Source organism: Paraburkholderia sp. (genome assembly GCF_036488505.1).
Lineage (GTDB): Bacteria > Pseudomonadota > Gammaproteobacteria > Burkholderiales > Burkholderiaceae > Paraburkholderia.
Genome location: NZ_DASXHN010000352.1, coordinates 1 through 19,447, shown reverse-complemented (window position 1 = coordinate 19,447; position 19,447 = coordinate 1). Strand labels below are relative to the sequence as shown.

At 64.1% G+C, this 19,447-nt stretch carries 19 protein-coding genes, 1 other RNA gene and 1 pseudogene; 10 read left to right on the top strand and 11 right to left on the bottom strand.

The features are described 5' to 3' along the window. From VGH68_RS21030 to VGH68_RS21010, 5 genes and pseudogenes are all read left to right on the top strand, one after another. Nucleotides 1-224: pseudogene (locus tag VGH68_RS21030) on the top strand (ATPase); the annotation flags it as partial. Continuing rightward, nucleotides 221-535 (top strand): cell division protein ZapA, encoded by a 315-nt coding sequence (locus VGH68_RS21025; protein ID WP_331605627.1) that lies wholly within the window; start codon nt 221-223, stop codon nt 533-535. The pseudogene VGH68_RS21030 and the gene VGH68_RS21025, both read left to right, overlap by 4 nt. A 102-nt stretch (nt 536-637) precedes the next feature. Further along, a non-coding RNA gene (ssrS, locus tag VGH68_RS21020) (6S RNA) lies at nt 638-819 on the top strand. Between the two features lie 140 nt (nt 820-959). Continuing rightward, complete coding sequence (locus tag VGH68_RS21015) at nt 960-1,418, top strand: EVE domain-containing protein (protein WP_331605626.1); 459 nt, start codon at nt 960-962, stop codon at nt 1,416-1,418. A 229-nt stretch (nt 1,419-1,647) separates the two neighbouring features. Continuing rightward, nucleotides 1,648-2,376 carry an SIMPL domain-containing protein gene (locus VGH68_RS21010; protein WP_331605625.1) on the top strand — a complete coding sequence of 243 codons (729 nt, stop codon included), beginning with the start codon at nt 1,648-1,650 and terminating at the stop codon, nt 2,374-2,376. A 124-nt stretch (nt 2,377-2,500) separates the two neighbouring features. On the opposite strand, the gene lgt is transcribed toward VGH68_RS21010, so the two are convergent. Together lgt and VGH68_RS21000 are read right to left on the bottom strand one after the other, a co-directional pair. Further along, nucleotides 2,501-3,406 carry a prolipoprotein diacylglyceryl transferase gene (lgt, locus tag VGH68_RS21005; RefSeq protein ID WP_331605624.1) on the bottom strand — a complete coding sequence of 302 codons (906 nt, stop codon included), beginning with the start codon at nt 3,404-3,406 and terminating at the stop codon, nt 2,501-2,503. A gap of 169 nt (nt 3,407-3,575) precedes the next feature. After that, nucleotides 3,576-4,550 carry a LysR family transcriptional regulator gene (locus tag VGH68_RS21000; RefSeq protein WP_331605623.1) on the bottom strand — a complete coding sequence of 325 codons (975 nt, stop codon included), beginning with the start codon at nt 4,548-4,550 and terminating at the stop codon, nt 3,576-3,578. Between the two features lie 234 nt (nt 4,551-4,784). Here VGH68_RS21000 and ilvD point away from each other — a divergent pair, with 234 nt between their 5' ends. Both ilvD and VGH68_RS20990 read left to right on the top strand, forming a co-directional pair. Further along, nucleotides 4,785-6,458: a dihydroxy-acid dehydratase gene (gene ilvD, locus VGH68_RS20995; protein ID WP_331605622.1), complete on the top strand. Its 1,674-nt coding sequence runs from the start codon at nt 4,785-4,787 to the stop codon at nt 6,456-6,458. A gap of 160 nt (nt 6,459-6,618) precedes the next feature. Beyond that, nucleotides 6,619-6,960 carry a c-type cytochrome gene (locus VGH68_RS20990; protein ID WP_331605621.1) on the top strand — a complete coding sequence of 114 codons (342 nt, stop codon included), beginning with the start codon at nt 6,619-6,621 and terminating at the stop codon, nt 6,958-6,960. 104 nt (nt 6,961-7,064) lie between these two features. Here the strand turns inward: VGH68_RS20990 and VGH68_RS20985 are convergent, their stop codons facing one another. The 3 genes from VGH68_RS20985 to VGH68_RS20975 form a co-directional block, all read right to left on the bottom strand. Beyond that, nucleotides 7,065-7,970 (bottom strand): DUF2486 family protein, encoded by a 906-nt coding sequence (locus VGH68_RS20985; protein ID WP_331605620.1) that lies wholly within the window; start codon nt 7,968-7,970, stop codon nt 7,065-7,067. 153 nt (nt 7,971-8,123) lie between these two features. Next, entirely contained in the window at nt 8,124-8,540 is a 417-nt protein-coding gene (locus tag VGH68_RS20980; RefSeq protein ID WP_331605619.1) for a DNA polymerase III subunit chi, read from the bottom strand. A gap of 91 nt (nt 8,541-8,631) precedes the next feature. After that, nucleotides 8,632-10,143, bottom strand: coding sequence for a leucyl aminopeptidase (locus tag VGH68_RS20975; RefSeq protein WP_331605618.1), 1,512 nt, complete (start codon nt 10,141-10,143; stop codon nt 8,632-8,634). 137 nt (nt 10,144-10,280) lie between these two features. Here VGH68_RS20975 and lptF point away from each other — a divergent pair, with 137 nt between their 5' ends. Genes lptF through VGH68_RS20960 form a run of 3 tightly spaced genes read left to right on the top strand, consistent with a single transcriptional unit; the run spans nt 10,281 to nt 12,941 of the window. After that, a complete protein-coding gene (lptF, locus tag VGH68_RS20970; RefSeq protein WP_331605617.1) occupies nt 10,281-11,378 on the top strand; it encodes an LPS export ABC transporter permease LptF in 1,098 nt (365 codons plus the stop codon). 3 nt (nt 11,379-11,381) lie between these two features. Beyond that, entirely contained in the window at nt 11,382-12,530 is a 1,149-nt protein-coding gene (gene lptG / locus VGH68_RS20965) for an LPS export ABC transporter permease LptG (RefSeq protein WP_331605615.1), read from the top strand. 30 nt (nt 12,531-12,560) lie between these two features. Continuing rightward, a complete protein-coding gene (locus VGH68_RS20960; RefSeq protein ID WP_331605614.1) occupies nt 12,561-12,941 on the top strand; it encodes a CbiX/SirB N-terminal domain-containing protein in 381 nt (126 codons plus the stop codon). A 172-nt stretch (nt 12,942-13,113) separates the two neighbouring features. Here VGH68_RS20960 and cobA read toward each other — a convergent pair whose 3' ends face one another. The 6 genes from cobA to VGH68_RS20930 all read right to left on the bottom strand — a co-directional run bounded on the left by cobA (nt 13,114) and on the right by VGH68_RS20930 (nt 19,365). Further along, on the bottom strand, nt 13,114-13,869 hold the full coding sequence (gene cobA / locus VGH68_RS20955) for a uroporphyrinogen-III C-methyltransferase (RefSeq protein ID WP_331605628.1): 756 nt from the start codon (nt 13,867-13,869) through the stop codon (nt 13,114-13,116). A gap of 85 nt (nt 13,870-13,954) precedes the next feature. After that, nucleotides 13,955-15,274, bottom strand: coding sequence for a sulfate adenylyltransferase subunit 1 (locus VGH68_RS20950; protein ID WP_331605613.1), 1,320 nt, complete (start codon nt 15,272-15,274; stop codon nt 13,955-13,957). Nucleotides 15,275-15,298: 24 nt separating this feature from the next. Then, nucleotides 15,299-16,261: a sulfate adenylyltransferase subunit CysD gene (gene cysD, locus VGH68_RS20945; protein ID WP_331605612.1), complete on the bottom strand. Its 963-nt coding sequence runs from the start codon at nt 16,259-16,261 to the stop codon at nt 15,299-15,301. A gap of 104 nt (nt 16,262-16,365) precedes the next feature. After that, nucleotides 16,366-17,112 (bottom strand): phosphoadenylyl-sulfate reductase, encoded by a 747-nt coding sequence (locus tag VGH68_RS20940; RefSeq protein ID WP_331605611.1) that lies wholly within the window; start codon nt 17,110-17,112, stop codon nt 16,366-16,368. After that, nucleotides 17,109-17,663, bottom strand: coding sequence for a DUF934 domain-containing protein (locus tag VGH68_RS20935; protein WP_331605610.1), 555 nt, complete (start codon nt 17,661-17,663; stop codon nt 17,109-17,111). Before VGH68_RS20935 ends, VGH68_RS20940 begins: the two co-directional genes overlap by 4 nt. Before the next feature lie 22 nt (nt 17,664-17,685). Next, nucleotides 17,686-19,365 carry a nitrite/sulfite reductase gene (locus VGH68_RS20930; RefSeq protein WP_331605609.1) on the bottom strand — a complete coding sequence of 560 codons (1,680 nt, stop codon included), beginning with the start codon at nt 19,363-19,365 and terminating at the stop codon, nt 17,686-17,688. Nucleotides 19,366-19,447 lie beyond the last annotated feature (82 nt).

Below are 19,447 nucleotides of genomic sequence, written 5' to 3'. Positions count from 1 at the left end.
CCGAACTTGCCCAGTTGCGCGAAGAGCGCGATGCACTGCAAGCGGAACGCGACACGCTGTCCGCCAAGATCGACGACGCTCAGGTGCGCCTGAATGCGATTCTCGAAAAACTGCCGCGGGCGCGCGCGAGCAGCGAACCGGATAACCAGCTCGATCTGCTCGAGCCCGCTCAGCACGCAGTCGAAGCGGAGAGCGACGTTACCCGCCACGGAGAAAATGCATGACCACCAAGCAGATCGAAGTCTCGATCCTCGACGTGCCCTATCGTCTCGCATGCTCGCCGGAAACGGAAGGCGCGCTGCTCGAAGCGGTCGCTCGCGTCGACGCTGAAATGTCGAAGATCCGCAATAACAGCAACGTGCGCGGCACGGATCGCATTGCTGTCATGGCTGCGCTGTCGCTGGCATCGGAACTGCTTAGGCTGCAATCCAGCGTTCGACACGGAGAAGCATTTTCCGCTGAGGAAATCCGGCGTACAATGCAGCAAATGAACGAACAACTGGGTACTGTGATCGAGCAGTACAGCATGCAGTAACTATCTGCCGGCCGGTCCCGAGATCGGCTGCGGATTCAAACGAAGTACGCGAGCAAACCTCGGCAAACGTTTGAGTTCAATCGCTTAAGCTTCATCGGTTTAGCTTCCCTGCCTGGTTCGCCAAGGTCATATATTCCTTGAACCAATGCCATGTGCACGGTTGCGGAAATTTGTAGCACGGGCGTGCGCGTCACTCTGTCTGATGTACCCGAAGTGTTGCTAACTGCGACCAATTCTGAACCCTCGGTTCAGGATGCCGGCCTAGCGGCTAAGGCGGGGACCTTATCTGGAACGGCGTCGGACTTCGGTTCGATGCCGTTTTTATTTGGCGGTCGTTTTTCGTTTGAGTGCCTTTTTCAAGGGCTTTTCTGCACGCGCCTGCTGTTGCCGCGTGTCGTTCAATCTCACACGCTCACTCCGATTCATGCGCTACTGGCTGATGAAGTCCGAACCGGACGAAGCGAGCATCGACGATCTCGCCAACGCGCCGCATCGCACGTTGCCGTGGACTGGCGTGCGCAACTATCAGGCGCGCAATTTCATGCGCGACATCATGCAGGTCGGCGATGGCGTGCTGTTCTATCATTCGAGCTGCCCCGAGCCAGGCATTGCGGGCATCGCGGAAGTGTCGTCCACACCCTATCCGGATCCGACGCAGTTCGATAAGAAGAGCACGTATTACGATGCGAAATCGTCGCCGGAAACGCCGCGCTGGATTCTCGTCGATGTTGTTTTCAAAAAGAAGATCCCGCTTATTCCACTCGCCGCGCTGCGCGAGCATCCGCAATTGCAGGACATGCGGGTGCTCGCCAAAGGCAATCGCTTATCGATTACGCCGGTGAGTGAATCCGAATGGCGTTTCATCACCAAACAGCTGGTTTAAACGCGATTCGGCATTCCACTGCGTTTGACGCGCGCGACGTAATCCGGCTAACGTGGGTATGCCGTTTTCGCCTATGTGGCGGCGAACGTCGAATTAGGGAACCAAGCCGCGGTGCGCCGCGCCTAATCCTGATCATCCGTAACCCGACTCCCAGCTTAGTCACCCACGTCGCGCCGCAATTTGGCGCTCGCCTCTATCGAGCCCAACCTGTCAAACAAGGAGTCGAACAATGACGAAAAAAGCCGCACGGGCACTCGCACTCGCCATCGCCTGCACCGCGCCTGTCGCGCTCGCGTTGACCCCGGCCCTCGCTCACGCGCAGGGCGCGATGCAGCAGCCATCGGGCGTGCTGTCGCTGAATGCGCAGGCGAGCGCGGAGGTGCCGCAGGACGTCGTCAACATCACGTTGTTTTACGAGCAGGAAGCGAACGATCCATCTTCGCTGACGGCGACGCTGAACCAACGCGCCGACGCGGCGTTGCAGAAAGCGCGCGGCGTCAGCGGCGTCACCGCGCGCACGGGCTCGTTCGCGATCTTCCCGTCGACCGACCGCGACGGGCGCATTTCGACGTGGCGCGGCCGCACCGAAGTCGTACTCGAATCGCGCGATTTCGCCGCGGCCTCGAAGCTCGCCGGACAAATGGCATCGATCATGCAGGTGGGTAACGTGAGCTTCTCGCTGTCGCCGGAAGCGCAGCGCGCCGCCGAGCAGCGGCTCACCGGCGACGCGATCAAGTCGTTCCGCGAGCAGGCGGCCTCTTCGTCGCAAGCATTCGGCTTTAGCGGTTATTCGATTCGCGACGTGAACGTGAATCACAGCGGCAACATCATGCCGCGTCCAGTGATGATGATGAGCGCGCGCGCGATGGGTTCCGACGCGAAGATGGCGCCGATGCCACTTGAGGGCGGCACGTCGACAGTGACGGTCAATGTGTCGGGGTCGGTGCAGATGAAGTGACGTGCGTCGCGGGCCGCGCCTGCGTCGACATTCCAACGTGCGAATAAAAACGCCACTGCATCGATTCATGCAGTGGCGTTTTCATTTCATTCAGGCTGGTCGCCGATTGGGCGCTCGCTCACCGTCAGCTCGCGCCGACCGCCTGCGCCGGCTCACGGCGCGCACGGCGATACGCCCACACCATCAGACCGATGCCCGCGAGAATCATCGGCAGCGACAGCCATTGGCCCATTGACAAGCCCATCGCGAGCAAGCCGAGGAAATCGTCCGGCTCGCGCGCGAATTCGACCGTGAAACGCGCGAGCCCATAGCCGATCAGGAACATCGCCGAAATCGCGCCGAGCGGCTTCGGCTTACGCGAGAAGAAGATCAGCACGAAGAACAGCACGAAGCCTTCCAGCGCGATTTCATACAGCTCCGAAGGATGCCGCGGCAGCATGTGATATTGCGCGAACACTTCGTTCAGATGCCATTGCGCGGCCTGTTGCGGATGCGCGGCGAGCCACGCGGCGTCATCCGGCGCGGCGCCCGGAAACATCATCGCCCATGGCGACGATGGATCGGTCACGCGGCCCCACAGCTCGCCGTTGATAAAGTTGCCGAGGCGTCCCGCCGCGAGCCCGGTCGGCACCATCGGTGCGACGAAGTCGGTCACCTGCAGCCACGAGCGCTTGCGTTGATACGCGAACAGCACCATCGCGAACGTCACGCCGAGAAAGCCGCCGTGAAACGACATGCCGCCTTCCCACACCTTGAAGATGTCGAGCGGATGCGCGAAATAGAAGCTCGCCTTGTAGAACAGCACATAGCCGAGCCGGCCGCCGAGGATGGTGCCCAGCACGCCGTAGAACAGCATGTCGTCGATATCCTTGACGGTCCAGCCTTGCGCGGCAACGTAAGGCAAACGCAGGCGCAGACGCGCGACGACGATCGCCGCGATGAACGCGACGAGGTACATCAGGCCATACCAGCGCACGGCGAGCGGCCCCAGATGAATGGCGATGGGGTCGAAATTCGGGTGAATGAGCATCGTGTCGTTATGGGCAGTTCAGGTTCAGAAGCGGTTTGGCGGCGGCACACTCGCCAGAATCGGCAACGCGATCGGCCACGTGGGATCGGGGACGCGAGTCAGGCAAGTCATCGGGCGGCGAGCGCTCCGCGCGAACGCGGATGCACTGGACGGCTGGTCCAAACGGTGTTCAAAGCAGCGCCGCGACCGTCGCCGCATGAGCACGCACGATTTCGATAAAACCCGCGAGCACCGGGCTCACCTCGTCCGTGCGCCAGACGAGACCCGTCTCGATCGCGGGCACCGACTCCGACAGCGGCCGGTACACGACGCCAGTGCGGCGTAGATTACGCAACGATTGCGGCACCAGTGCGACGCCCATGCCGGCCGACACGAGGCTGACGATCGTCTGCATCTGGATCGCCTCCTGGCCGATGCGCGGCGTGAGGCCCGCGACGCCGTAGCAATCCATAATGATGTCATAAAAGCCTGGCGCCAGACGCCTCGGAAAGATCACGAGAGGCGCGTCGGCGAGATCGCGCAGGCTGAGCGGGGCGTCGAGCCATTCGGCGACAGCGCCGTTGGGCTCGGCGTTGCTGGCGGCACCCGGCACGCGCTGCGCCATCTCGGTGGACATCGCGATGATCAGCGGCTCGCGCGCGATCGGCAGCCACGACAGTTGCGCCGCATGGCGCGGCGGCAGTGGCGCAATCACCAAGCCGGCGTTGATGCGTCCCGCGACCAGTTCGTCGACCTGCACGTCACTGGTCGCCTCGGTCAACTCGAGCCGCACACGCGGATGACGCACGCCGAAATCGCGCAGCAGCAGCGGCAGCAGGCCGTAATCCGCGGTCGAGACAAACGCGAGCGACAGCACGCCCGCCTCGCCGCGCGCGAGGCTTTGCGCGAGCGGCCGCAGCCCTTCGGCGGCTGCGAGCAGGCGCTGCACCTCGGGCAGCAGATCGGCGCCGACCGGCGTCAGCTCGACCGAGCGCTTGGTGCGCGCGAACAGTTCGACGCCGAGCGTCTGTTCGAGCGCGCGGATCGCCTGCGACAGCGGCGGCTGCGTCATCGACAGACGCACGGCCGCGCGCCCGAAGTGTTTTTCTTCGGCGACGGTGACGAAATAGCGCAACTGGCGCAGGTCGGGGATCGTCGGCAGCATCGTTAATACATTTCGCGACTGAGATACGCGCGAATAATACACGCGACGCCCACCGTGCAAAACCGCGTTCGCGCGACGCACCGCGGCACTACACTGAACGGATGCGCCGCCGCCGAACCCGCCGGCACATGCATCGACGCATCGACCTGCCCGCCGGGCGCGTTTCCCGCCCGCGCCGACGCGCCACCCGCGCGGCACGGACCACCACAAAAACAGACAGACTGGAGCTTTCCCATGGCATACAACCGTCGTTCGAAAAACATCACACAAGGCGTCGCGCGCTCGCCGAACCGCTCGATGTACTACGCGCTCGGCTACCAGCAGGAAGATTTCGACAAACCGATGATCGGCGTGGCCAACGGCCATTCGACGATCACGCCGTGCAACGCCGGCCTGCAGCGCCTCGCCGACGCGGCCGTCGTCGCGATCAAACAGGCCGATGCGAATCCGCAGACCTTTGGCACGCCGACGATCTCGGACGGCATGTCGATGGGCACCGAAGGCATGAAGTACTCGCTGGTGTCGCGCGAGGTGATCGCCGACTGCATCGAGACCTGCGTGCAGGGGCAATGGATGGACGGCGTGGTCGTGATCGGCGGCTGCGACAAGAACATGCCGGGCGGCATGATCGGTCTTGCGCGCATGAACGTGCCGGGCATCTACGTGTACGGCGGCACGATTCGCCCCGGCAACTGGAAAGGCACCGATCTGACGATCGTATCGTCGTTCGAGGCAGTCGGCGAATTCACCGCGGGGCGCATGTCGCAGGAGGACTTCGACGGAATCGAGAAGAACGCGTGCCCGTCGACAGGCTCGTGCGGCGGCATGTACACGGCCAACACGATGAGCTCGTCGTTCGAGGCGCTCGGCATGTCGCTGCTGTATTCATCGACGATGGCCAATCCCGATCAGGAAAAAGTCGACTCGGCCGCCGAATCGGCGCGCGTGCTGGTCGAAGCGGTGAAGAAAGACCTGAAGCCGCGCGACATCATCACGAAGCAGTCGATCGAAAACGCGGTCGCGCTGATCATGGCGACCGGCGGCTCGACCAACGCGGTGCTGCACTATCTGGCGATCGCCCATGCGGCCGAGGTCGAATGGACGATCGAGGACTTCGAGCGGATGCGCAAGAAAGTACCGGTGATCTGCAACCTGAAGCCGTCGGGCCAGTATGTCGCGACCGACCTGCACAAGGCGGGTGGCATTCCGCAGGTGCTGAAGATTCTCCTCGACGCCGGCATGCTGCACGGCGATTGCCTGACGATCACCGGACGCACGCTCGCCGACGAGCTGAAGGACGTGCCGGCCAAGCCGCGCGCCGATCAGCAGGTGATCTTCCCGATCGAGAAGGCGCTTTACAAGGAAGGCCATCTCGCGATCCTGAAGGGCAATCTCGCCGAGGACGGCGCGGTAGCCAAGATCACCGGCCTGAAGAACCCGGTCATCACCGGGCCGGCGCGGGTATTCGATGACGAGCAGAGCGCGCTCGAAGCGATCCTCGCGGACCGGATCGTCGCCGGCGACATCGTGGTGCTGCGCTACCTCGGGCCCAAGGGCGGCCCCGGCATGCCGGAGATGCTGGCGCCAACCTCGGCGATCATCGGCAAGGGGCTCGGCGAGTCGGTCGGCCTGATCACCGACGGCCGATTCTCGGGCGGCACGTGGGGGATGGTGGTCGGGCACGTCGCACCGGAAGCGTTCGTCGGCGGCACGATCGCGCTGGTGCAAGAAGGCGACTCGATCACGATCGACGCGCACAAGCTGCTGTTGCAACTGAACGTCGACGACGCTGAACTGCAGCGCCGCCGCGCCGCGTGGCAGGCGCCGAAGCCACGTTATACGCGCGGTGTGATGGCGAAGTATTTCGCGCTCGCGCAGCCGGCTAACCGCGGCGCGGTGACGGGTTGATCTGACTCGCCAACAGAGTGAGAACCTGGTAGTACGAGCCGGTCCGAGGCCGGCCGCCGGCCTGCGCAAAATGGCGAAGGGGCGCATGAGAAATCGTGCGCCCCTTTGCTCTTATAATGCGTGCACCACGAGCCGGGCATCCGCACCGGCGGAGACCATAATGAAATCGATGTCGTATGCAGCCGTATCAGCCGCTGTTGCGCTCGCCATTACATTGAGCGCCGCCAGTCGCGCCGTCTATGCCGAGGCCGCCACCGGCCTCGCGCTCGCCCAGCGGATGAACTGTATGAGCTGCCATTCGATCACGCGCCCGTTCATGGGGCCCGCGCTGCACGACGTCGCCGTGAAATATGCGGGACACGAGGACGCGGCCGCGTATCTGAAGCGCAAGATTCTCGACGGCAGCACGGGTGTATGGGGCACGGTGCCGATGCCCGCGAATACCCAGCTCACGCCCGATCAGGCGGCCACGCTCGCGGCCTGGGTGTTGACGCTCAAATAGCGGGCCGGTGGCCGATCAAGGTGCGTCGCACACAAGCGGGCATCAACTCGTCGTCGACCGACACTGCTTCGATACCGCGCGCATACCGCCCCTCGACAGCGGACTCACGCGCGGCCCGAGCGCCGTGCAATCTCATCTTCCACTGCTTCTCGCACCCAGCCGGTCATTTCGGTTTCGAGTGTGCGCACGACTTCCGTTGTGATCTGATCCACGAGAAGACTCGTATGCTGCTGCAACGCGTCGCGACAGCGCGCCTCGATGATGCCCCGTCCGTCGCCCGTCAGAAAGCCGGTCACTCGCGCGCGCAAGCGTTCGGCGACGAGTTCGGCGTCCACGGGGGGCGATGCCTCGGTTTTACGCGTCGTGTCGTGACCCAGTCCGTGGGCGGCGTCATGCTCCGCTTCGTAATCGAAATCCGGCGGCACGGTTGCACCCGCCTCCACCGGGACGGGCGGCTCGCCTCGGTCGAACACCCCGGGCGATACCTCCATTTCTTCATGGACGTCATCGTGGCCATGGCGCACATGAACGCCATGATGCGGACGCGGGCGCGTTTTCGCGTGCGTATGGTCGGCGACATGCGGCCGATAGAGCTCGGCCTGCGCAGCGGTATTTGAAACGGGCATGACCGGAGGCGCGGATTGCGGCGCCGATGCCATTGCGGGGTCGTGCACCGGGACATTCGCGGGGTCGGGGTTAGGCAGAGGCTGCGGCGCAAGCACCGGCTCCGGTGTGGCGAGTTCTTCCGGTGTCAGCACCGGCTGCGGCGCCAGCACGGGCTCGGGCTCGGGCGACAGCGGCGGCTGCGCCGCATGCGCTGGCTGCGGTGCAAACGCCGGGTCGCGGCGCATGCCCGCGTCGAGGGGCGTCGGGGCCTGCGGGGCGGAACCGGCGGTCGGCTGGCCCGCTGGTGTGGCAGCGGCGCCCGACACATCGCGGGTCTGCGGCGCGCGGCCCGGCACCAGGACTTGGTGCAGAACCGGAATCGAATCGTCGTTGGGATCTGACACGTGCGCTCTCCGTGTTTGAGTCGAAGCCGAGGCAGGCCGCCTCTGTGTCGCACCCGGTGCTCGCGGCGAGCCGTCATCGGCCGTCAATAACGGCTGACGATCTGACCCAGCCGGGTAGACCTCGCGGACACCGCGAAGCGGAACAAAAGAAGCCTAGCCGCCCTGCTTGTAGTTGTTCAAAGCATAGCCGCGATCCCGATAGAAACGATAGCGTTCACGCCCCGCGGCAAGCTCCTCGTGTGCGTTACCGACCACTTCGAGCAATCTTTCGAAGCGGGCGAACTGCGCCGGCACCGTCGCGCCGAGATTGAGCAGCACCTGATGATGCGGCACGTCGTCGAGATTCTCTGCCAGCACCACCGGCGTTTGGGCTGCAAGGGGCGTACCCGCCATGCAGTGCGGCACGAAATCGAGCGGTGAGAAGGTCCACAGTTGCTCGTCGAACGCGCGCAGGCGCGCGGGCTCGGCCAGCACGACGAGCGGCTGGCCCGCCAGGTACGCCTTGCGTACGAGGCGGCACGCGTACGCCAGCGAATCGCCGACGTTCGAGTGAAAGTCGATTCTCGTCATCGGCCGCTCCGCACCGCTTGCCGCGTCGCTTGCCGCACTGTTTGCCGCGTCGCTTGCCGCCGCGCTGGTTGCGCGCGTCTACCGCACTGCGTCATTGCCCGGCGCGGTCGATCAGGAACTGCGCGAGCAGCGGCACCGGCCGGCCGGTGGCACCCTTGGCCGCGCCGCTCTTCCACGCGGTGCCGGCGATGTCGAGATGCGCCCACGGGTAGGCATCGGTGAAACGCGACAGGAAGCACGCCGCGGTCACGCTGCCCGCCGGACGTCCGCCGATATTCGCGACGTCCGCGAAGTTCGACTTCAGCTGTTCCTGGTACTCGTCGTCGAGCGGCAGGCGCCATGCCGGATCGGATGCTTCGCGCGATGCATCGAGCAGTTCGCCGGCAAGCGCGTCGTTCTTCGAGAACAGTCCGCTGTTGTGATGGCCGAGCGCGATGATGCAGGCGCCCGTCAACGTCGCGATATCGATCACCGCTGCAGGCTTGAAGCGCTCTGCGTAAGTGAGCGCGTCGCACAGGATCAGACGGCCCTCCGCGTCGGTGTTGAGCACCTCGATCGTGATGCCCTTCATGCTCGTGACGATATCGCCCGGCTTCGTGGCGGTGCCCGACGGCATGTTCTCGACCGCCGGGATGATGCCGACCACGTTGATCTTCAGGCCCATTTCGGCGACCGCGCGCAGCGTGCCGAGCACCGAGCCGGCACCGCACATGTCGTACTTCATCTCGTCCATGCCCTCGCCCGGCTTCAGAGAAATGCCGCCGGTGTCGAACGTGACGCCCTTGCCGACCAGCACCACCGGCGCGGCCTTCGCGGCACCGCCCTGGTACTGCAGCACGATGAACTGCGCCGGCTCGGTCGAGCCCGCGGTGACCGACAGGAACGAGCCCATCTTCAGCGCCTCGCACTGCTTCTCGCCGAGCACCTCGACCTTCAGCTTCCAGTCCTTCGCGAGCTTCTTCGCGGTGTTCGCGAGGTAGGTCGGCGTGCAGACGTTGCTCGGGAGATTGCCGACGTCGCGGGTCAGGTCCATGCCGTTGGCGAGCGCCGCGCCCTGCCTGGCGGCGAGCTTGGCGGCCTTGTCGTCGCCTGTGTTGACGCTGAACACGATGCGCTTCAACGCGCGCGGCGAGTTATCCGGCTTGCTCTTCATCTGCGTGAAGCGGTAGGTCAGCTCGCGCAGCGCGAGGATCGCGGCGCGCACGCCCCAGTCGGACGCGCGCTCGAGCACCGGCAGTTGCGCGAGCGTGAAGGTGACCTGGACGATCTTGGTGCCGAGCAGCGCGCGCCACGCGGCGCGCACCGCATCGCCGTAGGCTTTCTGGCTGAAAGCATCCTGTTTACCGAGGCCCACGAGCAGCACGCGCGATGCGCCGATGCCCGAGACTTCGTGCAGGAACAGCGTAGTGCCGGCCTTGCCGTCCATATCGCCGGCCTTGATGATGCGCGTGAGCAGCCCCTTGGTGGCCGCATCGATCTCCAGCGCGGCGCCCGACAGGGTTTGCGACTCGAACACGCCAATCACGATGCAATCGGATTTCCCCGTCAGGAAGCCGTTCGTCGAGCCTTTGGTCCAATCACAGGCTTTTATGCTAAAGTCCATCGCGCTTGTCCTCGGATAAAATCTGGGCTTAGGATGAAAGCCGCAATTATCCGCTATTTTTCCCGCGGCGGCTGCACCGGAGGCGTGACGGGAACCATCCCGCGCGCTGCTGTGAGCGCCCCCTCTCGTCATCACCAATGATCTTCGAACGCTCTCTCCAGCGCGAACTCGCGTACACGGCTGGCGCCGTGTTCATGGTTCTCCTCACGCTCGTGCTGACGACGATGATGATCCGTATCGTCGGCTTCGCCGCCCAGGGCGAGATCGACCCGCGCGACGTGCTGGTCCTGATCGGCCTCACCGTGATCGGCTACCTGGCCATCATGCTCGTCGCCACACTGTTCGTGTCGATCCTGTTCGTGCTCACGCGCTGGTACAAAGACTCCGAGATGGTCGTGTGGCTGTCCTCGGGCGTGAGCCTCACGCAATTCATCAAGCCGATCGGCATCTTCGCGACGCCGATCATCATCCTGATCATGTTCTTCGTGTTCGTCGGCTGGCCGTGGTCGAACCAGCAGAGCAAGCTGATCCGCGCGCGTTTCCAGCAGCGCGACGAAGTTTCGCTGCTGGCGCCCGGGCAGTTCCGCGAATCGCCCACCACGCACCGCGTGTTTTTCATCGAAAGAATGTCGCCCGACCAGGGACACGTCGAGAACGTCTTCGTCACCAGCACCGAGGGCGGCAAGGTCAACGTGGTGGTGTCGAAGAACGGCCACGTCGAGACGCACAAGAACGGCGACCGCTTTGTCGTGCTCGAGAACGGCCGCCGCTACGACGGCGAACCCGGCCACCCGGATTTCCGCATCATGGAGTTCGAGCGCTACGGCGTGAAGATCCAGAGCCAGCCGGTCATCAATACGCCGACCACCACCGGCACGCCGACGCTCACACTGCTGCGCAATCCCACCAAAGATAATCTCGCCGAATTCGCATGGCGCGCCGGGCTGCCGCTGATCGCGATCAACCTGATGCTGCTCGCGATTCCGCTTGCTCACCAGAATCCGCGCCGCAGCCGCACGATCAACCTCGTGATGGCCGTGCTGATCTACCTCACGTATTCGAATCTGCTGAACGTCGTGCAGGCGTGGATCGAGCAGGGCAAGCTGTCGTTCGGCGTCGGGCTCGTGTGCCTGCACGTAATCGTCCTGGGTATCGTCGCGTTCATCTTCTGGCTGCGGGTGCGCAACCGGCCGCTGTTCACGCGCGCGATGTTCAGCCGTTCGCAGGGAGCCTGAGCGATGCGCATCTATGAAAGGTATTTCGCGCGTCAGATCTATCTCACGTTCATCTTCATTCTGTTTGCGTTTTCGGGTCTGTTCTTTTTCTTCGACCTGATCAATGAACTGAATTCGGTCGGCCACGGCAACTATAAATTCCAGTACGCGGTGCTGCGCGTCGCGCTGCAAACGCCGTCGCGCTTCTACGAGATCATTCCGGTCGCGGCGCTGATCAGCGCGATCTACGTGTTCGCGCAGATGGCGGCGAACTCCGAATACACGATCTTCCGCGTGTCGGGCCTCGCGACCAACCAGGCGCTGCGCTCGCTGCTGAAGATCGGTATTCCGCTGGTGATCGTCACCTATCTGATCGGCGAAGTAGTCGGCCCGTACACGGATCAACTGTCCGAGCGGGTGCGCCTCGAGGCGCTCGGCTCGTCGGTGTCGAGCAATTTCCAGTCGGGCGTATGGGTGAAGGACACGCTGACCGAGCGCGCCGATGGCGAGCAGGTCACGCGCTTCGTCAACGTCGGCGAACTGAAGCCGGACGCGACGATCAGCAATGTGCGCATCTACGAGTTCGATTCGAAATTCCGCCTCTCGAACGTGCGCATTGCGCAAAGCGGTCGCTATCAGCCGCCGGGCCACTGGCTGCTGACCGGCGTGACCGATACACAGCTGATCGACGTGCCCCCGCCTTCAGGCGCACCGGCCGATGCGCTGAACCCGGTCTATCGCGCGAATCAGGTCACCCTGCCGGAATACTCGCTGCGCTCCGAACTGACGCCGCAGATCCTATCGGTGCTGCTGGTGTCGCCGGACCGCATGTCGATGTTCAACCTGTTCCGCTACATCCAGCATCTGACCGAGAATCATCAGGACACGCAGCGCTATGAAATCGCGCTGTGGCGCAAGGTGCTGTATCCGTTTGCGGTATTCGTGATGCTGGTGCTGTCGCTGCCGTTCGCGTATCTGCATACGCGCGCCGGCGTGGTCGGCATGAAGGTGTTCGGGGGCATCATGCTCGGCATGAGCTTCCAGCTGTTCAACACACTGTTCTCGCACATCGGCACGCTCAATACGTGGCCTGCGCCATTGACGGCGGCGACGCCTGGGCTCGTGTATCTTGTGCTCGGGCTCGTCGGCCTGAAATGGGTCGACCGGCACTGAAATCGAGGTCAGGCATCGGGAGGTGAGGCGTTGGCTATGCACGGACTGATTCTGTTCGGCCACGGCGCGCGCGACGCGCGCTGGCGCGAGCCGTTCGAACGGCTCGCCGGCAAGCTGCGTGCGGCGCGCGCATCGACTGGTGAAGCGCAAGCGGTGGTACTGGCGTTTCTCGAGTTGATGGAGCCTGATTTACCCACGGCCGTGGCGCAACTCGTGGCGCAACGTTGTGACGCGATTACCGTGGTACCGGTGTTCTTCGGACAAGGCGGGCATGTGCGCACGGATTTGCCCGCGATCATCGATCAGTGCCGTGCCACTCATCCCGGCGTCGAGATTCGTTGCGCGGTCGCCGTCGGCGAGGATGATGCGGTGCTGGATGCGCTCGCGCAGTATTGCTTGCGGCAGATTTAATTCGCGTCGCTGAGACGCGCGTTCACTGCTGTAGCGAATTCAATCAGGAATCAAGGAGCCGGAGATTCGCCGCACATCAGCGGCTGGCCCATTTGCGCGGTGTGCCGAGACTATCGGCCGGCGCACCGCGCGACGGCCGAACAGAAAAAACATCGGTACAACTCGACAGACTTCACGCGGCGACCAGCAGGCCGCCAGAAGAACCCTCTGCCTCGATCTGCCGCGCCGCGAACGCTTCGCCGATCATCAACAGACTCGGCTGCGACGCATCTACCCAACGCTGTGCTTTGCCAGCCGCGAGTTCGTCGAGCGTCAGCGTGAGCATGCGTTCGCGCTCGGTGCTGCATGCTTCGACGATCGCAACCGGCGTCGTCACCGGCTTGCCGGCATCGATCAGTTGCTGAGCGATCTCGACGCCGCTATCGCGTCCCATATAGAACACCAGTGAGTCAGCGTTGACCTGCTCGCGGATCTCATCGGAACCGGGCGCGCGGCTGAACGTGGCTAGTGCGACGCTGCGCGATACGCCGCGCAGCGTCAGCGAGCGCTTCAGCGACGCTGCGCTCGCCAGCGCGGCGGTGATACCCGGCACGACTTCATAATCGATGCCTGCGGCTTCGAGCGCGCGCATTTCTTCGTCCGCGCGGCCGAACAGCATCGGATCGCCGCCCTTCAGACGCACCACTACCTGGTGTTCGAGCGCCGCATCGACGATCTGCTTGCTGATGAACTGCTGAGCCGTCGACAACTGTCCGCAACGCTTGCCGACCGCGATACGCTTCGCTTGCGGTGGAGCGTAGTCGAGCATCGCCGGTTCGACCAGCGCGTCGTGCAGCACGACGTCGGCGGCGCCGAGCAGCCGCGCGCCGCGCACCGTAATCAGGTCCGCGGCACCGGGCCCGGCGCCGATCAGATAAACCTTACCCATTTGCATCAACCTGTTCGTTGGAACCTGCACGGCCACGCAAAGCGCCGCCTGCTGCAATCGCCGTTGCGCAACCTGGCGCCAGCGCTTACGCGGAATACGCGCGGATCATCCCGGCCGCGACGGTGTGGTTCGTCGCTTCGTCGATCAGCACGAACGCGCCGGTACCCTGGTGCGAATCATACGCGTCGCACACGAGCGGCTTCTGCAACGTCAGCGCGACCCGGCCGATGTCGTTCATCGCCAGTTCCTTGCGGTCCACCGCCTGCGACAGCGTATGCACGTCGAGCACTTCCCTGATCGCACCGATCTTCGCAAACACCGTGTTGGTGGTCTGCTTCAGCAGATACTTGCGCTGCGTCGACAGCGGCGTGTCGTCGAACCAGCACAGGTCCGCCTCGAGCTTCTTCGCCGGCTCCGGCGCGTCGGCGCGCAGCACGAAGGTATCGCCACGCGACACATCGACGTCTTGCGCGAGACGGATCGTGACCGTTTGACCGGCGAACGCGCGGTCCACCTGCGAGGTACCGCCCGGCACCGGCGCGATGATTTCGGCGACGGTCGCTTCGCGATTGGCCGGCAGCACGACGATCGTGTCGCCGAGCTTCACTTCGCCGGATTCGACACGGCCCATATAGCCGCGGAAATCGTCGGCCTGGCTGCCGTCCTGGCGCGCGACCCACTGCACCGGAAAGCGCAGCGCGTCGCCGCCCGCGATTTCGACCGGCAGCGCTTCGAGCACGTCGAGCAGCGGCTCGCCCGCATACCACGGCATGCGCTCGCTGGCCGTGACGATGTTGTCGCCCTTCAGCGCCGACACCGGCACGAAGCGCACGTCGTCGAGACCGAAGTGGCGCGCGAGTTCGACATACGCATCGCGAATCTCGTTGAAGCGCGCTTCGCTGTAGTCGACGAGATCCATCTTGTTGATCGCGACGATGATGTGTTGCAGCCCAAGCAACTTCACGATCGCGCTATGACGCTTGGTCTGCGGCAGCAGTTGCGCAAGGCCGTTCTCGAACGTCACCCGCGTCGCGTCGACAAGGATGATCGCCGCGTGCGCGGTCGACGCGCCGGTCACCATGTTGCGGGTGTACTGCTCGTGGCCCGGCGTATCGGCGATGATGAACTTGCGCTTGGCGGTCGCGAAGTAGCGATACGCGACGTCGATCGTGATGCCCTGCTCGCGCTCGGCTTCGAGGCCGTCGGTCAGCAGCGACAGATCGATTTCGTCGCCGACGGTGCGCTTGTTCTTCGCGCGCGACAGCGCGGAAAGCTGGTCCGACAGCACCGCCTTGCTGTCGTACAGCAGGCGGCCGATCAGCGTGCTTTTGCCGTCGTCCACGCTGCCCGCGGTGATGAAACGCAGCACGCCGAGGTCTTCTGGTTGGTGAATACTGCTGCTCATGATTGCATTACCTCGTGTGCGTGCTTAGAAATAACCCTGCTTCTTGCGCTGTTCCATCGCCGCTTCGGACACCTGGTCGTCCATCCGCGTCGCGCCGCGCTCCGTGATCTCGGTCACGGCCGTTTCGGCGATGATCTTCTCGACATCGTCGGCATCGCTTTCGACCGGGCATGTGCAGCTGATGTCGCCAACGGTACGGAAACGCACCAGCGCCTGTTCGCTCGTCTCGCCTTCGCGCATCGGCGTGAGCGGCGTGACCGGCACCAGCAGCCCGTTGCGGCGCACGATCTCGCGCTGATGCGCGTAGTAGATCGACGGCAGTTCGAGCTGTTCGCGCGCGATGTACTGCCACACGTCGAGTTCGGTCCAGTTGGAAATCGGAAACACGCGCAAGTGCTCGCCGTTATGCAGACGCGCGTTGTACAGGCTCCACAGTTCCGGGCGCTGCGCCTTCGGGTCCCACTGGCCGAATTCATCGCGGAACGAGAAGATGCGCTCCTTCGCTCGAGCCTTTTCTTCGTCGCGGCGCGCGCCGCCGATCATCGCGGTGTAGCCGTATTGCTCGATCGTCTCCAGCAGCGTGACCGCCTGCGCGGCATTGCGCGAGTCGGTTTCGCGGCGCAGACGCACGGTGCCGCGCCTGATCGAATCCTCGACGTGGCCAACCACGAGTTCCGCGCCAATCTGCTTCGCGCGACGATCGCGGAAATCGATTACTTCGCCGTAGTTGTGGCCGGTGTCGATATGCACGAGCGGGAACGGCAACTGCGTGTTGCGGTTCGCGCCGAGACCGAACGCCTTCAGCGCGAGCGCGAGCACCACCACCGAATCTTTGCCGCCCGAAAACAGCAGCGCCGGCTTGCTGCATTCGGCGACCAGTTCGCGCAGGATGTGGATCGACTCGGCTTCGAGCCAATCGAGGTGATCCATCCGGTTGGCCCTGTTGGCGAGCGGAGCGTTGACAGTCGAATCGAGCGTGGTGCTCATGGCGAGTCCTTCGTTGGTGCGCCCGGCAAACGCTTGCGCGCGGGCGGCAGTATTCAGATCGGTATCGGCGGCGTTCGGCCGGGCCGCAATCCGGCGCGCGGCGCTCAGACCGACGCCTTTTCGCTGGGCTCGGCCGCAATCGGGGTAATCGCGGTGATATGCAGGCCGCATTCCTTGGTGTCACGCGACTCCCACCACCAGCGCCCCGCCCGGCTGTCCTCGCCGGGGCGGATCGCGCGCGTACACGGCTCACAGCCGATGCTCGGATAACCGCGCGCGTGCAGCGGATTGACCGGCACATCGAACGCCTTAAGATAATCCCACACCTCGGTTTCAGTCCAGTCCGCGAGCGGGTTGAACTTGGCGATATCGCGCGCGCCGTCGTGCTCTTCCTCATGCAGTTCGGCACGCGTGACCGACTGTTCGCGTCGCTGGCCCGTGACCCACGCGCTCACGTCCGCGAGCGCGCGGTTCAGCGGTTCGACCTTGCGGATTTCGCAGCAGTGCTTGCGCAGCTCGACGCTTTCGTAAAACGCATTCAGGCCGTGCTCGCTCACATACCGCTCGACCGCGGCGGGCTGCGGATGAAACTGTTCGATGTCGTAGCCGTAGCGCGCCTTCACGCGCTCGAGCATGCCCAGCGTTTCGGCATGCAGGCGGCCGGTGTTCAGCGAGAAGATGCCGATCTTCACGCCGCGCGACAGGATCGCGTGGGTGAGCAGCATGTCTTCGGCCGCGAGGCTGCTGGCGAGCTTCACATTCGCGTGGCGCGCGGCGATCGAATCGAGCAGCGTATCGAGGCGCTCGACCTTCGCGGCAAGTTCCGGGCTCAACGATGGCACCGCGCTCATGCCGGGACCTTGCCCGCGGCGGTTTGCGCCGCTGCCTGCGCGGCACGGCGGCGGAACAGCGGCGGCGTATCGACCGCGCCCTGGTACTGCACGCTGAAATCGTCGAATGCTTTCAGCGCATCGTTGATGTCCTTGTCGGCGCGCAGTGCATACGAGTCGAAACCGCAGCGAAACATAAACGTGATCTGATCGCGCAGCACGTCGCCGATCGCGCGCAGCTCGCCCTTGTAGCCATAGCGCTCGCGCAGCAGGCGGCCGATGCTGTAGCCGCGGCCGTCGCGGAACACCGGGAAATCCACCGCGACGAGTGCGATCTGGTCGAAGTCACCGGCGATATCGGCCGGTTCGCTGTCCGGCGCGAGCCACACGCCGATCTCGGCGGCACCGCGCGACGCGACCAGCGCATCGCGTTCGAGCTGCCACAGCGCGAGCGGGACCAGCACCTTGCCGGCCGGCAGTTCGCTCACCGCCGGCAACGTGCCGTCTTCGGCCGGGCGCACGAGCGTCCAGTCGTCGTTGACGATCGCGCGATTCTTGATGATAGAAGCCATCTGTCCAGTATCCTTTGCGCGGTTACGCGTGAGCCGGTTGACGCGCGGCGTACACGCGCTCCTTGAACGGAGTGATGCCGATACGGCTGTACGTATCGATGAAACGCTCGCCTTCCTGACGGTTTTCCACGAAGGTGTCGATCACCTTGCTGATCACGTCCGGCATTTCCTCCGCCGAGAACGACGGGCCGATCACGCGGCCAAGATGCGCGCCGCTCGCGCCCGTGCCCTGCTCGCCGCCTAGCGTCACCTGGTACCACTCGGAGCCGTCCTTGTCGACGCCCAGAATGCCGATGTTGCCGACGTGGTGGTGACCGCACGCGTTGATGCAGCCCGAGATGTTCAGCGACACGTCGCCGAGGTCGTACACGTAGTCGAGATCGTTGAAGCGTTCCTGGATCGCGAGCGCGATCGGAATCGACTTCGCATTCGCGAGCGAGCAGAAATCGCCGCCCGGGCAAGCGATGATGTCGGTCAGCAAGCCGATGTTCGGCGTCGCGAAGCCCTGCGACTTGGCCTTTTCCCACAGCGCGAACAGATTGCACTTCTTGACGTCGGCAAGAATCAGATTCTGTTCATGCGACACACGGACCTTGCCGAACGAGTATTCGTCGGCCCAGTCGGCGACCGCTTCCATCTGCGCGTCGGTTGCGTCGCCCGGGGCGATCGTGGTGGGCTTCAGCGACAGCGTCACCGATGCATAGCCCGCCACCTTGTGCGGACGCACGTTACGCTCGACCCAGCGCGCGAACCCGCGGTTCTCGAGCAGATGCTTTTCGAACGACGCGTCGGTGTCCGGCAGCTTCTCGTAAGCGGGAGGAGCAAAGTACTGTGCGACGCGGTCCACTTCGGCCTGGGTGAGCGTCGAAGGACCGTCCTTCAGGTGCTGCCACTCCTCCTCCACCTGGGCGGAGAATTTCTCCGGCGACAGCGCCTTCACGAGGATCTTGATCCGCGCCTTGTACATGTTGTCGCGGCGGCCGTAGCGGTTGTAGACGCGCAACACGGCTTCGCAGTAGGTCAGCAGATGCTGCCACGGCAGATCGCGGCGGATGATCGCGCCGACGATCGGCGTGCGGCCGAGACCGCCACCCGCGAGGATGTCCGCCACCAGTTCACCTTGCGCGTTCTTCTTCAGATAGACGCCCATGTCGTGAATCTGCACGGCCGCGCGGTCTTCCTTCGAGCCCGACACGGCGATCTTGAATTTGCGCGGCAGCCAGGCGAATTCCGGGTGGAACGTCGACCACTGGCGGAGGATTTCCGCCCACGGACGCGGATCGACCACTTCGTCGGGCGCGACGCCGGCGAATTGATCCGCGGTGATGTTGCGGATGCAGTTGCCCGAGGTCTGGATCCCGTGCATCTGCACGGACGCGAGCTTGCGCAGAATTTCCGGCGTTTCCTCGAGCTTGATCCAGTTGTACTGGATGTTCGTGCGGGTCGAGAAATGGCCGTAGCCGCGGTCGTGTTCGCGCGCGATCTGCGCGAGCACGCGCAACTGATCGCTGCGCAGGTTGCCGTACGGAATCGCGATGCGGTGCATGTACGCGTGGCGCTGGTAGTACAGGCCGTTTTGCAGACGCAGCGGACGGAACTCCTCTTCGCTCAATTCGCCCGACAAGCGGCGGCGAACCTGATCGGCGTACTGCGCAACCCGTTCATCGACGATGGTCTGGTCGTACTGATCGTATTGGTACATTCGGGGACCCCAATTTGTGCGTGACACACGACGGTCCGGGGGCCGGCCACCCGGTTACATCGCGGCTTGAATACCTCTATTT

Coding starts and splice junctions, on each gene's coding strand:
- VGH68_RS21025 (WP_331605627.1), top strand. CDS start 221: ATGACCACCAAGCAGATCGAAGTCTCGATCCTCGACGTGCCCTATCGT.
- VGH68_RS21015 (WP_331605626.1), top strand. CDS start 960: ATGCGCTACTGGCTGATGAAGTCCGAACCGGACGAAGCGAGCATCGAC.
- VGH68_RS21010 (WP_331605625.1), top strand. CDS start 1,648: ATGACGAAAAAAGCCGCACGGGCACTCGCACTCGCCATCGCCTGCACC.
- lgt (WP_331605624.1), bottom strand. CDS start 3,406: ATGCTCATTCACCCGAATTTCGACCCCATCGCCATTCATCTGGGGCCG.
- VGH68_RS21000 (WP_331605623.1), bottom strand. CDS start 4,550: ATGCTGCCGACGATCCCCGACCTGCGCCAGTTGCGCTATTTCGTCACC.
- ilvD (WP_331605622.1), top strand. CDS start 4,785: ATGGCATACAACCGTCGTTCGAAAAACATCACACAAGGCGTCGCGCGC.
- VGH68_RS20990 (WP_331605621.1), top strand. CDS start 6,619: ATGAAATCGATGTCGTATGCAGCCGTATCAGCCGCTGTTGCGCTCGCC.
- VGH68_RS20980 (WP_331605619.1), bottom strand. CDS start 8,540: ATGACGAGAATCGACTTTCACTCGAACGTCGGCGATTCGCTGGCGTAC.
- VGH68_RS20975 (WP_331605618.1), bottom strand. CDS start 10,143: ATGGACTTTAGCATAAAAGCCTGTGATTGGACCAAAGGCTCGACGAAC.
- lptF (WP_331605617.1), top strand. CDS start 10,281: ATGATCTTCGAACGCTCTCTCCAGCGCGAACTCGCGTACACGGCTGGC.
- lptG (WP_331605615.1), top strand. CDS start 11,382: ATGCGCATCTATGAAAGGTATTTCGCGCGTCAGATCTATCTCACGTTC.
- cobA (WP_331605628.1), bottom strand. CDS start 13,869: ATGGGTAAGGTTTATCTGATCGGCGCCGGGCCCGGTGCCGCGGACCTG.
- VGH68_RS20950 (WP_331605613.1), bottom strand. CDS start 15,274: ATGAGCAGCAGTATTCACCAACCAGAAGACCTCGGCGTGCTGCGTTTC.
- cysD (WP_331605612.1), bottom strand. CDS start 16,261: ATGAGCACCACGCTCGATTCGACTGTCAACGCTCCGCTCGCCAACAGG.
- VGH68_RS20940 (WP_331605611.1), bottom strand. CDS start 17,112: ATGAGCGCGGTGCCATCGTTGAGCCCGGAACTTGCCGCGAAGGTCGAG.
- VGH68_RS20935 (WP_331605610.1), bottom strand. CDS start 17,663: ATGGCTTCTATCATCAAGAATCGCGCGATCGTCAACGACGACTGGACG.
- VGH68_RS20930 (WP_331605609.1), bottom strand. CDS start 19,365: ATGTACCAATACGATCAGTACGACCAGACCATCGTCGATGAACGGGTT.